The sequence below is a fragment of the Gluconobacter sp. OJA genome (assembly GCF_039638325.1).
GTDB lineage: Bacteria > Pseudomonadota > Alphaproteobacteria > Acetobacterales > Acetobacteraceae > Gluconobacter > Gluconobacter cerinus.
Genome location: NZ_JBDIWI010000002.1, coordinates 205857 through 220069, shown reverse-complemented (window position 1 = coordinate 220069; position 14213 = coordinate 205857). Strand labels below are relative to the sequence as shown.

15 protein-coding genes and 1 riboswitch are annotated in these 14213 nt (G+C 56.8%); of the genes, 10 read left to right on the top strand and 5 right to left on the bottom strand.

The window, feature by feature from the left end:
- Window position 1: 1 nt before the first annotated feature.
- From ABDK75_RS11450 to ABDK75_RS11440, 3 genes are read left to right on the top strand one after another with little or no spacing between them, the layout of a single operon-like run.
- Window positions 2-325 (top strand): ribbon-helix-helix domain-containing protein, encoded by a 324-nt coding sequence (locus ABDK75_RS11450; RefSeq protein WP_064273812.1) that lies wholly within the window; start codon window positions 2-4, stop codon window positions 323-325.
- Between the two features lie 60 nt (window positions 326-385).
- Window positions 386-1003, top strand: a complete 618-nt coding sequence (locus tag ABDK75_RS11445) for a TIGR00645 family protein (RefSeq protein ID WP_064273814.1) — start codon at window positions 386-388, stop codon at window positions 1001-1003.
- Window positions 1000-2607: an FAD-dependent protein gene (locus ABDK75_RS11440; RefSeq protein WP_346005949.1), complete on the top strand. Its 1608-nt coding sequence runs from the start codon at window positions 1000-1002 to the stop codon at window positions 2605-2607. Before ABDK75_RS11445 ends, ABDK75_RS11440 begins: the two co-directional genes overlap by 4 nt.
- Here ABDK75_RS11440 and ABDK75_RS11435 read toward each other — a convergent pair.
- Window positions 2604-3890 carry an MFS transporter gene (locus tag ABDK75_RS11435; RefSeq protein ID WP_046899984.1) on the bottom strand — a complete coding sequence of 429 codons (1287 nt, stop codon included), beginning with the start codon at window positions 3888-3890 and terminating at the stop codon, window positions 2604-2606. The two genes, ABDK75_RS11440 and ABDK75_RS11435, sit on opposite strands and share 4 nt — an antisense overlap.
- A gap of 336 nt (window positions 3891-4226) precedes the next feature.
- Between ABDK75_RS11435 and ABDK75_RS11430 the strand changes: the two genes are divergently transcribed.
- Complete coding sequence (locus tag ABDK75_RS11430; protein WP_346005948.1) at window positions 4227-5120, top strand: EAL domain-containing protein; 894 nt, start codon at window positions 4227-4229, stop codon at window positions 5118-5120.
- Between the two features lie 52 nt (window positions 5121-5172).
- Here the strand turns inward: ABDK75_RS11430 and ABDK75_RS11425 are convergent, their stop codons facing one another.
- Together ABDK75_RS11425 and ABDK75_RS11420 are read right to left on the bottom strand one after the other, a co-directional pair.
- The gene (locus tag ABDK75_RS11425; protein ID WP_086634368.1) at window positions 5173-5532 is read right to left on the bottom strand and encodes a YidB family protein; all 360 of its coding nucleotides are present in this window, start codon (window positions 5530-5532) and stop codon (window positions 5173-5175) included.
- Window positions 5533-5663: 131 nt separating this feature from the next.
- Window positions 5664-6368: a pirin family protein gene (locus ABDK75_RS11420; protein ID WP_086634369.1), complete on the bottom strand. Its 705-nt coding sequence runs from the start codon at window positions 6366-6368 to the stop codon at window positions 5664-5666.
- 112 nt (window positions 6369-6480) lie between these two features.
- Between ABDK75_RS11420 and ABDK75_RS11415 the strand changes: the two genes are divergently transcribed.
- Complete coding sequence (locus tag ABDK75_RS11415; protein ID WP_211516023.1) at window positions 6481-7434, top strand: LysR family transcriptional regulator; 954 nt, start codon at window positions 6481-6483, stop codon at window positions 7432-7434.
- Window positions 7431-8642: a 5-aminolevulinate synthase gene (gene hemA / locus ABDK75_RS11410; protein WP_339405719.1), complete on the top strand. Its 1212-nt coding sequence runs from the start codon at window positions 7431-7433 to the stop codon at window positions 8640-8642. Before ABDK75_RS11415 ends, hemA begins: the two co-directional genes overlap by 4 nt.
- A 75-nt stretch (window positions 8643-8717) precedes the next feature.
- Here hemA and ABDK75_RS11405 read toward each other — a convergent pair whose 3' ends face one another.
- Window positions 8718-9065 (bottom strand): gamma-glutamylcyclotransferase family protein, encoded by a 348-nt coding sequence (locus ABDK75_RS11405; RefSeq protein WP_346005947.1) that lies wholly within the window; start codon window positions 9063-9065, stop codon window positions 8718-8720.
- A gap of 31 nt (window positions 9066-9096) precedes the next feature.
- Window positions 9097-9594 (bottom strand): DUF1543 domain-containing protein, encoded by a 498-nt coding sequence (locus ABDK75_RS11400; RefSeq protein ID WP_099210717.1) that lies wholly within the window; start codon window positions 9592-9594, stop codon window positions 9097-9099.
- A gap of 99 nt (window positions 9595-9693) precedes the next feature.
- Window positions 9694-9843, top strand: a riboswitch (TPP riboswitch).
- A gap of 58 nt (window positions 9844-9901) precedes the next feature.
- Between ABDK75_RS11400 and thiC the strand changes: the two genes are divergently transcribed.
- The 4 genes from thiC to purF are packed head-to-tail and all read left to right on the top strand — an operon-like array spanning window position 9902 to window position 14157.
- Window positions 9902-11755 carry a phosphomethylpyrimidine synthase ThiC gene (gene thiC / locus ABDK75_RS11395; RefSeq protein ID WP_046899976.1) on the top strand — a complete coding sequence of 618 codons (1854 nt, stop codon included), beginning with the start codon at window positions 9902-9904 and terminating at the stop codon, window positions 11753-11755.
- 13 nt (window positions 11756-11768) lie between these two features.
- A complete protein-coding gene (locus tag ABDK75_RS11390; protein ID WP_086634373.1) occupies window positions 11769-12125 on the top strand; it encodes a hypothetical protein in 357 nt (118 codons plus the stop codon).
- Between the two features lie 3 nt (window positions 12126-12128).
- Entirely contained in the window at window positions 12129-12692 is a 564-nt protein-coding gene (locus ABDK75_RS11385) for a CvpA family protein (RefSeq protein WP_086634374.1), read from the top strand.
- Window positions 12693-12717: 25 nt separating this feature from the next.
- Window positions 12718-14157: an amidophosphoribosyltransferase gene (purF, locus tag ABDK75_RS11380; protein ID WP_046899973.1), complete on the top strand. Its 1440-nt coding sequence runs from the start codon at window positions 12718-12720 to the stop codon at window positions 14155-14157.
- The last annotated feature ends 56 nt before the right edge of the window (window positions 14158-14213 follow it).

The window sequence follows — 14213 nt, the reverse complement described above, 5'->3', positions numbered from 1 at the left end:
TATGTGTGAACTCTATGTCCGTGCCGATCCCATCTTCTATGAAAGCCGCACGCGGTCGCTGCGGATTCATGGGGTCGTAACGACGATCCGGCTGGAAAACATGTTCTGGGACATCCTGACGGAAATCGCAGCGGCAGATGGCATGACCGTCAATCAGCTCATCACCAAGCTTTCGGACGAAATTCTCGAACTGCGTGGTGAACTGCCGAATATGGCGTCGTTCCTAAGGGTCAGTTGCCTTCGCTATCTGGACCGGGAGCGACGCGTGCTGTCAGGTTCCAGTTCCGCCGTTGGTCAGGCTGTTGCCTTGCGTCGGGTTGGATAATCGATACGGCGTAGCAAAGAGGCATTGGCGGAAACGCTCGCAAAATCGTACAGAAGGACCATGACGACTCCTTCTTCCCCACAGGGCCAGAAACCCGGTAGCAATCCCTTGTCCTCGCGACGCGCAGAACACGTCATGGAACGTGCCTTCTTCGCAACCCGCTGGATTGCCGCACCGCTTTATTTCGGCCTCACCATCGGGCTGCTGTTGGTGGCCTTCAAGTTCTTCCAGCAGCTTCTGGGTCTTGTTCTCAAGGCAACAGGCCTGGATTTCGATGACGTTTTCGTTGGTGTGCTGGATCTGATCGATCTAGTCCTGCTTGCGAACCTGCTGCTGATCGTCATGTTCTCGGGCTACGAGAACTTTGTTTCCCGTCTCGATATCCGCCAGCACGAAGACTATCCGTCCTGGATTGGTCACGTGACGTTCGGGGATATCAAGATCAAGCTCATGGCGTCCATCGTCGCCATGTCTGCCATCCATGTTCTGGCTGATTTCATTCGGGTGGATGACACCTCCACGCGCGCTCTGGAATGGAGCGTCGGGATTCATCTGGCCTTCGTTGTGTCCGGTGTTCTGATGGCCGTCATGGATCGCATCATGGAAGGTTCGCCGGATACGCATCACGCCGATCCGCAGCCTGACGCCGCCCAGCACAAAGAAAAGCACGACGCATGATTCGCCTGACAGAACTGCGCCTGCCGCTGGAGCACTCTGAAGAGGCGCTCCGGGAGGCGGTGCTGACGCGCCTCAATATCCCCTCCGAGGCCCTGAAAAGTTTCAAGATCGCCCGACGCGGCTACGATGCCCGCAAGCGCGGTCACATCGTTCTGGTGTACAGCATCGACTGTGACGTGACGGACGAGGCGTCTGTCCTTGCGGCTCACGAAGCGGACCAGCATGTTCGCTCCACGCCTGACACAACCTATCATCTTCCCCAAGCCAAGTTGCCCGAGGGGATGTCGCGCCCTGTGGTTATCGGGGCAGGTCCTTGCGGGATCATGGCGGCGCTGACGCTCGCACAGGCCGGTCTCAAGCCTATCATCATCGAGCGTGGCAAAGAGGTTCGCGCCCGAACGGTTGATACGTTTGCCTTGTGGCGGAAATCCGTTCTGACGCCCGAGAGCAACGTCCAGTTTGGGGAAGGTGGAGCCGGGACGTTCTCTGATGGCAAGCTCTACTCTGGCGTGTCCGACCCTCGCAATCTGGGCCGACGTGTCATTGAAGAGTTTGTTCGGGCGGGTGCGCCGGAAGAGATCCTATACGTCTCCAAGCCCCATATCGGGACCTTCCGACTGGTCACGATGGTGATGTTCATCCGTGAGGAAATCGAGCGTCTCGGCGGCGAGTACCGGTTTGAGACGCGCGTCGATGGCTTTGACATGGAGGGTGAGGGAACGGAACGCCGTTTGCGAGGCCTGCGCCTTTCAACGGGAGAGACCCTGCCTGCCGAGCGCGTTATCCTGGCCGTTGGGCATTCCGCACGCGACACCTTCGAAATGCTCCGTGATGCGAATGTCACCATGGACGCCAAGCCGTTCTCTATCGGTGTGCGGATCGAGCATCCACAGTCCGTCATTGATACCGCCCGTTTCGGCTCATACGCCGGGAACGATCTGCTGGGGGCCGCTGATTACAAGCTGGTTCATCACGCGTCGAATGGCCGGGCTGTGTATTCGTTCTGCATGTGCCCGGGCGGACAGGTCGTGGCGGCGACGTCTGAAATCGGACAGGTCGTGACCAATGGCATGAGCCAGTATTCCCGTGCCGAACGGAATGCGAATAGTGGAATTGTCGTTGAAGTGACGCCGGAAAAGGACTTTCCGCACGATGTTCTGGCGGGTGTCGAACTTCAGCGGAAATGGGAAAAAGCGGCGTTTGTGGCTGGTGGCGGCGATTACCGTGCTCCTGCACAGCGCGTCGGGGATTTTCTGGCCGGTCGCCCTTCTACCACGCTGGGGGACGTCGTGCCGTCTTACCAGCCGGGTGTTACGCCGACTGATCTGACACTCTGTCTGCCGGATTTTGTTTCGGACGCCATTCGTGAAGCTTTGCCGCGTTTTGAGCGCAAGTTAAACGGCTTCTCGATGGATGATGCTGTCATGACCGGAGTGGAAACGCGTACGTCTTCCCCGATCCGGCTTCAGCGAGACCGTGATGGCCAAAGCCCAACATTGCGTGGGCTTTTCCCAGCGGGCGAAGGGGCAGGATATGCCGGCGGTATTCTGTCCGCCGGCATAGATGGAATCCGTACCGCCGAGTGGCTGGCAGCCTCTCTTTAAGAGGCTGCTTCTTCGTCGCCTTCCATGGTTTCACCCGGAAGGTGCTTCGGCTGAAGCAGGGCGATACCGGCCGTGACAGCACTGGACCCGACCACGAAGGCTTCCGCAGTGAGCGGGAGCGTAATCGGTGTCCGGCCAATTCCCGGGATTAGCCATCCGGCAATACCCTGCCCGATAGACCCTAGAGCATAACCCAGCCCCATGCCGAAGCTACGTGTCTCGGAAGGGAAGCATTTTGCCAGATAATGCGGCACGAGGGCGAAGATACCGGATGCAGCAGCGCCCATGACGAAGGCTGCCGTCAGCAGCATGCTCCAGGACGGAGCGCTCAGGAACGGCCAGATTGTCAGAACGACAATCGCGATCGCCCCAAGCATGACCTTCAGGTCACCCCATCGTTCTGCCAGCCAGCCACACAGGATTTTTCCAGCGAACGATCCGATGCAGTAGAGGGTAATGGGAATGAAGATGTCCTGCGGTGTCAGGTGGTGGCTGCCACGCAGGATCGTCGGGTAAAATGTGTAAATGGCCGCTTTCTGAAATTCCAGAAACGCCATGAAGGCAATTGCCTGTATGGCCGCTCCGTTCAGGCGGAATTTTACCTTGGGAAGAGGCTGTGTCGGCGTTTTGGCCTGACCGGCCGCGCGGTCTGCCCGGTTCCGCAGCCAGACCGGGCTTTCCTTGACCCCAAGACGAATGAAAATCGCCAGAAGAGCAGGCGCCAATCCGATGAAGAACAGCACGCGCCAGCCATAATGCGGCAGGATCAGAGCCTGTGCTCCAGCTGCTGCAAAATATCCGACTTCATAACCTGACATCATGAGCGCAGACGCCATCGGGCGTGTCCAGGCGGGAACACTTTCCATCAGCAGGGCTGCAGAGGCGGTCCATTCGCCACCAAAACCGATGCCGAACAGGAACTGGACTATGCCCAGCATCAGAAGACTGTGGGACAGGCCAGTCATGGCAGAAAAGACACCAAACCAGACCACGCCGAGCATAAAGGCCAGACGACGGCCGTAACGGTCCGCGAGCCAGCCCCAGCTTGTGTTGCCGATGGCGCGTCCAAGGGACTGGGCCGTCAGAACCATTCCCAGTGTGCCGATGGTGCAGCTGAAATCATGAGCGATGTCCGGCAGTGTGAACATCAGGGATGTCTGGTCAAAAGCGTCCAGAAACCATCCCAGAAAGGACGCGAACGTCACCTGCCAGAAAGGTAGCAAAGCCTTGAGAGAGTTGCGGGAAGACGTGTTCGGGGCGGAGCGAGCGAGAGCATCCGTCATCAACAATGTCCTGACAGGCAGATTGAACCTGCGCGCTTGAAGGAAGTGGCACGGAAAATCCGCTTGAGCAGAATCGGTAGCAGAATTGTCCTGATTGAGCGAACGAAGAATTTCACTCTTGGTTCCACAGCCATTTTGTTGCGACCCCACGGGAAAGTGAGCGGGAAATGGGAGTTGTTAAGGGAAAATTAGCCTTCTCCCGTCATTCTGTCGCACAGATGGAACAGGAGATGTTCGAAATTGGATGATGCAGGACGGGATGTCAGTTTTGCGGACGCAGCCTCATTTGGCCCCGGAGTGACTGGCGCTGTGACCAGAGACCGAAGAGATGATCCTGTGAGGTCCGAGACGAATATTTCTCCGACGAGTGCCACGATGTTCGCCACCACCCTGCGCAGTCGCCGGGCGCGCCAGAAAAGTGCACTGCCGCCTTTGCGATGGCTGCCTCGGATGGGGGCTGGCCGAGCAGGAATGGAAAAGCTGATTGGTGCTCAGGTGGACATGAGTCAGCTCTGGTTGGCTATTCCCCGACGGACCGTGAGGCGAAGTCGTCGCAAGCCGCTTGAGCAGCAACAGAGAGAGTTTGATCTGGAGCTCCTGCAGGTTGCCTGTACACAGGCCGCGAGCTGGCCAGAGGGTATGCGGCTCATGGTTTCACTTGAAGACGATCAGGCGCCGGATACTGCTTTCAACGGTCGCTTGAACAGTGTTCTGGATCAGAGTGGGTTTCCGATTTCACGTCTGGATCTGGTTTTCCAGGAAAGCGGGATCGCTCAGGAGGAGCGCGAAGTCTGTTACACGCTGGCATCTCTTCGGGACCGTGGCGTTCAGATCTTCACGAACGGATTTGGCTCCTCGGTCTCCAGTCTGACTTTGCTGAGAGAACGCGCCGTCAGCGGCCTGTTGGATGGTGTGCAGTTTGATCTCGCAGTTCTGTCTGCATCTACGCTGTCCTGGAGTTTGCAGGGAAGTGTGCCAGAGCTCGATGAAGGTGCAGTTGTTTTTTATCGTGCTGCTCTTGAAGCCGTTAAAGCGCTGGGCTTGTGCATTCGTGCCACGGGTGTGGACACGCCAAAGCAACTGGAATTCGTTCAGAAAACCGGTTGCTCTGAGGCGTCTGGCCTGATTTTGGCGGGTGCTGAAACGACCGCTCAGATTACCGAGCGGTTCGCCAGTGTAGACGGTCGGTCAAGACGACGACGTATGACCCGGACAGCCGAAGGGCTGTAGCCAGCATAACCGGCAGCTCTCTACAAACATGAAAGAGCTGCCGGTCATGACTTCAGATCTTGCATTGGTACTGGAACAGGCGCTCTGGATCCACGCGAAGCAGGTTAGCAAGCATGGGGAGGACTTGTGTCAGGGCATCCTCAATCGCTTCAAGCGACTGTCCCGTCTGGTCTGCAATATACTTGAGATGCTTCTCACCCATGAGCGTTTCGACTTCCTTGGGGGTGAGCGGGTTGGTTTCCGTGTTGTGAATTTCGCTCACACGGGTGGCAAGGTGACAGTCGTCACGCATCAGACGGATTGTCACTTCCGTCAAGCCAGACCTGTCCATGCTTGCATTGCTGAGCCAGTCCCCGAAGCGGACGAACAGCGAGGTGGATTTCTGGCCTTTGGTCTCAGTCGTGGTTGTCATGACCCGTACTCCTCATCAAGGGAGAAACTGGCCGCATCCGGTGGGACTTGGCCCTGTCATAACAACGTTTGAAGAAGGCGTGTGTAGCATGGGGCGGAAACACCTTTGCGTGATGTTTCCGCCCTTCCGCATCAGTCTAATGGGCCACTTTCTACCAGCACAATTTCTGCGTCTTCCAGGGCCGTCATGACGATGGTTTCCACATCCGTCAGAGCTGCCCCGTCTCGCGTTGCAACGGTGCGCCCCTCGATTTCCAGACTTCCTGTTGCTGGTACGAGATAGGAAAAGTTTTCCCGGCTTGTTTCGAAAGTCAGGGTCTCGCCCGCTTTCAGGGTTGCCCCCAAAACGCGTCCCTTGGCGCGGATCGGCAGAGCGTCATCCTCTGGAAAGCCGGAGGCAAGCGTTACGAACCGTCCGCTGCGGGCGTCCTTAGGGAAAGGGCGAGTGCCCCAGCTGGGCGTGCCACCTGGTTCATTGGGGATGATCCAGATCTGGAAGAGGGTGGTGTCTTCAGTTTCCTTATTGAACTCGGCATGGACGATGCCGCTGCCGGCAGACATGACCTGAACGTCGCCAGCTTCCGTACGGCCTTTGTTGCCAAGGCTGTCTTCGTGAGAAATGGCTCCGGTGCGAACATAGGTGATGATTTCCATGTCCTTGTGCGGATGAGCGCCGAAGCCTGTCCCACCTTCGATTTTATCATCGTTCCAGACGCGCAGACGGCCCCAGTGCATGCGGTGCCGATCCGTGTAGCCAGCGAAAGAGAAATGATGCCGGGCGTCCAGCCATCCATGGTTGGCGTGGCCAAGCGAGGAGAAGGGTCTGATATCGAGCATTGGTCGCTCCTCAGTAAAGGTTATGGTCTTCAAGATGGGCGCAATGTGGCGTAAAGAAAATGGAATTGATGGAAATATAAAGTTTCCATAAAGCGCATCTTAGAGAGGCTGTATGCTCCCCGATCTGGAAGGATGGGCTGTTTTTGCCCGTGTCGCTGAAAGCGGCTCGTTCGCCTCTGCAGCGCGCACTCTTGGGCTGTCCCCGCCTACTGTGTCCAAGGTGATTGCGCGTCTGGAGCATCGCCTGAAAACGACTCTCTTTCAGCGAAGTGCGCGTCATCTTTCCCTGACATCGGCCGGAGTGGCGTGCTTGGAACGTGCCCGGCGGATGTTGGCTGATGGCGAAGGATTGGAAGCAGAACTGCGGGAAGGTTCAGTCAGCCCGAGAGGAACCATCCGCCTGGCGGCTCCCATGGGGTTCGGGCTGGATATTCTTGGACCTGTTCTGCCGGAATTTATGGACCGGTATCCGGATATTTCCATGGAGATTGATCTGGATGACCGGACCGTCGATCTGCTGAGTGGCCGGTTCGAAGCAGCCGTCCGCATTACACCGGGAGATCTCGCCCCCGTAACCAACGGAGGGGCTCATCTTCTTTGTCGTTCCGTGATGCGGCTGGTCTGTTCGCCACAAATGAAGGAGAGACTCGGGACGATCGAAAAGCCGGAAGATCTTTCAGGCAATGCAGGGTTGCTCTACGCGAATTCCGATCTGCCAGACCTTCTTCGCCTTACGCATGAGAACGGCCAGCAGGCCTCTGTTCGTCTGCGAAGCAGGATGATGGTGAATAGTGGGGACATGCTTTTGCCCGCGCTCCGAAATGGCTCAGGCCTAGCGCTTCTGCCAGATTTCATGCTGCGGAGGGATCTGGATGCGGGGCGATTGGTTGAGGTTCTGCCGAAGTGGCGGGGGAGTGTTCTGTCTGTCTGGTTTATGGTCGTGGGGTGTGGTGCCACCCGGATGCAGATGCCTGCGCGGCTTCGTGTTCTGCTGGCCTATCTGGAGCAGGCACTTGGCGGAAAGATTTCACAGGATTACAGTGCCGCGCAGGAGAAAACGCGATGAATTATGATGCGATGTTCCAGTCCGCCCTGGACGGTCTGCGCGCCGATGGCAGCTACCGTTATTTTGCGGAACTTGAGCGCCGGTCCGGCAATTTCCCGAAAGCCTATCATCATGGGCTCGGTCGTGACGTCACAGTGTGGTGTTCCAACGATTATCTCGGCATGGGGCAACACCCGGAAGTCCTCAAGGCGATGCATGATGCCCTTGATGAGACGGGCGCTGGCGCAGGTGGAACGCGCAACATTTCCGGCACGAACCACTATCATGTGGAACTGGAAAAAGAGCTGGCTTCCCTTCACGGGAAAGAAAGCGCCCTGCTTTTCAACTCGGGCTATCTGTCCAACTGGGTAACGCTCGGCACTATTGCGGGCCGTCTGCGGAACTGTGTGGTTTTGTCTGATGAACTGAACCATGCCTCCATGATTGAGGGCATCCGTCATTCCCGCGCTGAAAAGCAGATTTTCCGTCATAACGATGTGGAAGATCTGGAGCGTCGCCTGAAGGAACTTCCAGCAGACGTTCCGAAGATCATCGCGTTTGAGTCCGTCTATTCCATGGATGGCGATATCGCCCCGATCGAAGCGTTCTGTGATCTGGCCGACAAATACGGCGCCATGACTTACCTTGATGAAGTTCATGCCGTGGGCATGTACGGCGATCATGGTGCGGGCGTGGCTGAAAAGCTGGGCCTGTCTCATCGTCTGACGGTGATCGAAGGGACGCTCGGCAAGGGGTATGGCGTCGTGGGCGGCTACATTGCTGCCTCCGCCCCCCTTTGCGATTTCGTGCGCTCTTTCGGTTCAGGCTTCATTTTCTCCACGGCTCTGCCGCCGATGATTGCTGCGGGTGCGCTGGCCAGCGTCCGTTATCTCAAGCGCAGCAGCGCAGAACGTGACGGACAGCAGCGCGCTGTAGCCTATCTGCGCGCTGCTCTGGACAAGGCAGGTATTCCGCATGTCGGCAATCCGAGCCATATCGTACCCGTCATGGTGGGTGAGGCTGAGCTATGTCGGGATCTCTCCGATGAGTTGCTGAACCGCTTTGGGCATTACATCCAGCCGATTAACTTCCCGACCGTCCCGCGCGGAACTGAGCGTCTGCGTCTGACGCCGACGCCGCTTCATACGAACGAAGCAATTGATGAACTGGTTGAAGCACTCTCCACGCTTTGGCGCGAACGTCAGCTCAAGCGCTCTGAGGCTGCCTGAAGTCAGGTAAGACAGCGTTCTGAATTCTGAGAAAGGCAGCCGGGTCACTGGCTGCCTTTTTTGATTCGGAGCTGGTCAGGCGAGCACGTAGACCCACGCATTTTTGCCTGAGCGCAGTGTAACTTGCACCCTCTTGTAGCTAGACACTTCGTAAGCATCGGCAGCGAGAAGCTCAGGTTCAGTGATGCGAAAGACTTGCCCTGTGATTTCGTCCTGTGGATTGTCACTCGGGTGAATAACAGGATGAAAGCGTTTGCCGCTGGCCTTGATGACAGCAGCGTCCGTGATTTCCATCATCGACGCTTGATAGCCCGTCATCGCATCTTCTTCACCATGCAGCAGGCGACCGAATGAGGACAGCTGAATCTCGGGTTGCTGGAGTGTTCCGTAAGAAAACAGGTAAACTGGCATCTGATCAGGCATGAGTAGCTCCGTGAGATAAAGCGCAGGGACGTCAGATCTTTCGGTAGCCTTGCCAAAGCGCTGTGATAGGGTGCCCGTCGTTCTGTGGAGTCAGATGGATATAAAGCCCATCAATCTGTTCCAGCGGCAGACAGTCATCCACTTCCATGAAGTTGTCGCGGTGGCGATGGTCATAGCCCGGTAATAGGGTCTTTTTGGCTTTTGCCTTGGCATCCTCTGCCGATGTGGCGACGAGGAAGGTAAAAGCGTGCTCTTCCTTCAACTCACCGGCCGCATATCCACCCATATTGATGAAATAGAGCGATTGGGTGCCTGTAGGCTTTTCAGGACTGAGTGTGACGGCGTGTCCGTCCGCCCATGTGATGATGCCATAAGCATCGACGTGCAGGGAATTCCGAACCCCAAACCAGCGTTCTGCAAGTGATGGATAAGCATCTTCCGGCTTGTTCGCGATCGCAAACTGAACATCATGAACTTCGATGTTCGCGCCGGGTGCTGCGCCACCGAGATAGAAAACATACAGGTTCAAGAGCGTGTCTCCTCAAAACGTAAAGCAGGTCATAGCTGGTTCCCCGACACACTTCACGGTGAAACGCATTGACAGGACGAAGCCGATGCGATGAGTGTGGCCCCTACCAGGGGGAGCTTCGCCAAAAGAAGCTGAGAGGTCACTGAAGGACTGTAAGGTCTGCGGTGTGACGACCCTGCCGGGTGCATCCTGCATCCGGGAAACCTGATCCGGTTAGAACCGGCGGAGGGAATGGTGTTGAGACACAACGAAACTGGCTTTGCCAGTGGTGCGTGCTGTTGCTCCCTCTGCCTCAGAGGGGGCGAACATGGGTGACATTCCACAAAACCTGAACCAGAGACCAGCTGTAGGCCATGTGACGACAGGCCCAATTCAGGGTTCCTGCAAGAAATGGTCCGAAGCGCCGGGACGCCCGGATATTCTGGTTCCATATCGCGAAATTGCGCTGCATCCGTCAGCGAATGAAGCGCCTGTTAGAGTTTATGACACGTCTGGTCCTTATACAGACACGTCTGTCACGATTGATGTGACGAAGGGCCTCTCGGCTCCACGTGCAGAATGGCTCGCCAAGCGGGGCTTCGAGCGGGTTGCAGCGCGGGCCGTGAAGCCGGAAGACAACGGCTTCGCAAGCGAAGCGCAAGCTGTTCCGGCGTGTCCGGCACCGCACGAAGTCTATTCGGGTGAGGGCGCACAGCACGTCACGCAGTATGAATATGCGAGGGCCGGGATCATCACGGAAGAGATGATCTATATTGCTCATCGCGAAAACGTCTGTCGTGCTGAAATGGCTGAGGGAGCGGAAGAGCGCCGGGCAGATGGCGAGGATTTCGGTGCGGAAATTCCAGCGTTCATCACGCCAGAATTCGTGCGCGAAGAAGTGGCGCGGGGGCGGGCTGTCATTCCCGCCAATATCAACCATCCGGAACTTGAGCCGGTTATTATTGGCCGCAACTTCCTTGTGAAGGTGAACGCCAATATCGGCAATTCGGCTGTGACGTCTTCTGCGGCCGAAGAGGTGGAAAAACTGGTCTGGTCCATCCGCTGGGGCGCGGACACGGTGATGGATCTTTCTACAGGCCGAAACATTCACAACATCCGTGACTGGATCATGCGGAACTCTCCAGTGCCAATCGGCACGGTGCCGCTGTATCAGGCGCTGGAGAAAGTGAATGGTGTTCCTGAGAAGCTGACGTGGGAGATCTTCCGCGACACGCTGATCGAACAGGCCGAGCAGGGCGTGGATTATTTCACAATTCATGCTGGTGTCCGTCTTCAGCACATCCCGCTGACAGCAAAGCGTACGACGGGAATTGTCTCCCGTGGTGGCTCCATCATGGCATCCTGGTGTCTGGCGCATCATCGTGAGAGCTTTCTCTACGAGCACTTCGAAGAAATCTGCGACATCATGCGCCGGTATGACATCACCTTTTCACTGGGGGATGGGCTGCGTCCGGGGTCAATTGCCGATGCGAATGATGCGGCGCAGTTTGCTGAACTGACGACGTTGGGCGAACTGACGAAGGTGGCCTGGGCAAAGGGCTGTCAGGTCATGATTGAAGGGCCGGGTCATGTGCCGATGCATAAGATCAAGGTCAACATGACCAAGCAGCTCAAGGAATGTGGTGAAGCACCGTTCTACACGCTCGGTCCGCTAACGACCGACATCGCGCCGGGCTATGATCACATCACCTCTGGTATCGGGGCGGCCATGATTGGCTGGTTCGGGACGGCGATGCTTTGCTACGTGACACCGAAGGAGCATCTGGGTCTGCCAGACCGCTCAGACGTGAAGACGGGTGTCATAACCTACCGGATTGCGGCTCATGCTGCTGATCTGGCTAAGGGGCATCCGGCAGCTCAGTTGCGGGATGATGCCCTGTCCCGTGCACGGTTTGAGTTCCGGTGGGAAGATCAGTTCAATCTGGCGCTGGACCCGGATACGGCACGCAGCTTTCACGACGAAACGCTTCCAAAAGAGGCTCACAAGACGGCTCATTTCTGTTCGATGTGCGGCCCGAAGTTCTGCTCCATGAAGATCAGCCATGACATTCGCCGTGAGGCAGAACGTCAGGATGGTATGGCGCAGATGAGTGAAGTCTTTCAGGAACATGGCGCAAAACTTTATGTTCCGGAAAATGAAGTAGAAACGATTGCGGAATAACACCTGACGCGGAATGATTGAGGGTGATGGCCTTGCGTCCATAGGCCATCACCCTCATCATAGAGTGATGCCGCTTAAGGAAGACCTTCTCCCATTCCGGAAAACCCGCAAAGTCACGAAACTGGCGACCCGGCTGGGCAATTCGGCTTCAAACTGCGTTCTGCATGTCATGGTCAATGATCGCGCCGGTTTGGTCCGTGAAAGCGCGGCTTTCGTCGGTCTTCTTGAGAAGGTGTGGAAAGCCCGCGGCGTTGAAGCTGATCAGGTCTGGGCAGAACTGAACGAAAGAATCCGCCTTGCGGAAGAACTTCGTGCTAATGGCATCCGTCCGCGTAAAGGCGGCCACTATCGTTCCACCAAATTGCCCTGAGCCATGCCCTCTCTTCCAGATCTGTCTCATATTTCGCCGGATGACCTGAGCCGGCTGGATATCGGCGTGCTGATCGTGATTGGTCTGTCTGCTCTTTGGGGGCTGACACGCGGTTTTACCACAGAGCTTTCCGGGCTTGTCGCCTGGGCTTCGGCCGTCATTCTCACCTATCGGTTCCATGCTGCCCTGGTTCCATGGATTTCTCCCTATCTGCATGAGAGCTGGCTGGCGGAGAGCGCAAGCGCGGCAGTCCTGTTCATCGTCATCCTGCTGACGCTGACGACGATCGCCGGGCGTGTGGGTGCAGCGGTGAGGGGCACTCTTTTTGGCGGCGTAGATCGCATACTGGGCGCTATTTTCGGCATTCTGCGCGGATATGTGATGCTGATCGCACTTTATCTGCTGGCAGGGTCTTTTTTCGGGTCCTGGACCTCCTACCTGATGCAGGGAAGCTTCACCGGGCCATATATTGAGGCCGGAGCATCCCGACTTGCCGGTTATCTGCCACATTCATTGCAACCACATCTTGCATCGCCGCCCACAAGCGGTCATGACGCGTCGTTGTGAACCCAGTCCGGAAAGGCCGAACTGCATGACTGCCTCCGATACTCTCAACCGTCCTTACGAGGAATGTGGCGTTTTCGGCGTCTGGGGCGTGCCTGATGCGTCTGCCCTGACCGCTCTTGGACTCCATGCGCTTCAGCATCGTGGTCAGGAAGCTGCCGGAATCGTCAGTTTCGATAACGAACGGTTCCATCAGCACAAAGGTCTGGGGCTGGTCGGTGATGTCTTCGGAGACAGCCGTGTCATGGCAACGCTGCCTGGAAGTGTTGCCATCGGTCATAACCGATACGCCACCACAGGTGGAACGCATGTCCGGAATGTGCAGCCGCTGTATGCGGATTACGAGTTCGGTGGTCTGGCCGTTGCCCATAACGGAAATCTGACCAACTCTGCCACACTGAAGCAGGCGCTGGTAAAGCGCGGATGTATCTTCCATTCCTCCACGGATACGGAAGTCTTCATCCATCTCATCGCCATTTCCCTCTATACCACGGTGCTCGATCGCTTCATTGACGCCGTCAAGCAGGTGAAGGGGGCTTACTCCCTCATTACCCTGACGCCCGATGACGGCTTGATCGGCATGCGTGACCCATTGGGCGTGCGTCCGCTGGTTCTAGGTCGGATGCCGGGTTACGAAGATTCGAATGGTGGCTGGGTTCTTTCCAGTGAGACCTGTGCGCTTGACATCATTGGCGCGGAATATGTTCGGGACATCGAGCCAGGCGAAATCGTGGTGATAAACTCTGAGGGGCTTCGGTCCCTTCGCCCGTTTGGCGATCAGGGTGGGCGCTTCTGCGTTTTTGAATACATCTACTTTGCACGGCCTGATTCAGTGCTTGAAGGCCAGCCTGTCTATGAAGCCCGCAAGCGCATCGGTGCAGAGCTGGCACGCGAGACGGCAGTCGAAGCAGACGTTGTCGTGCCAGTGCCGGACTCTGGCGTACCGTCTGCTATCGGATATGCGGCTGAGAGCGGTATCCCGTTTGAGCTGGGCATTATCCGTAATCATTACGTCGGCCGGACATTCATTGAGCCAACGGATCAGATCCGAAATCTTGGCGTGAAGATGAAGCACTCCGCCAATCGTCCGGTTCTGGCCGGGCGTCGGGTCGTTCTGGTCGATGACTCGATTGTACGTGGAACGACGTCTCGCAAGATTGTGGATATGGTGCGCGCAGCCGGTGCGACGGAAGTGCATATGCGCATTACGTCCCCACCAACGCGCCACCCTTGCTTCTATGGCATTGATACGCCCGAAGAGAGCAAGCTGATGGCAGCAACGCATACGATGGAAGAAATGGCTGCTGTTATCGGCGTGGATAGCCTCGCCTTCATCAGCTTTGATGGTCTCTATCGGGCGCTGGGTCATGAAAGTCGTACGGATGGCGCAGGTCGCTACTGCGATGCCTGTTTCACGGGTGATTATCCGATCACGCTCGTGGACAAAGAAGGCAATCTGGTTTCCTGAGTGATATTCGCTCTATTGCGACCTTATAAAAAAAGCGCCTGCTCTCATGAGGGAGC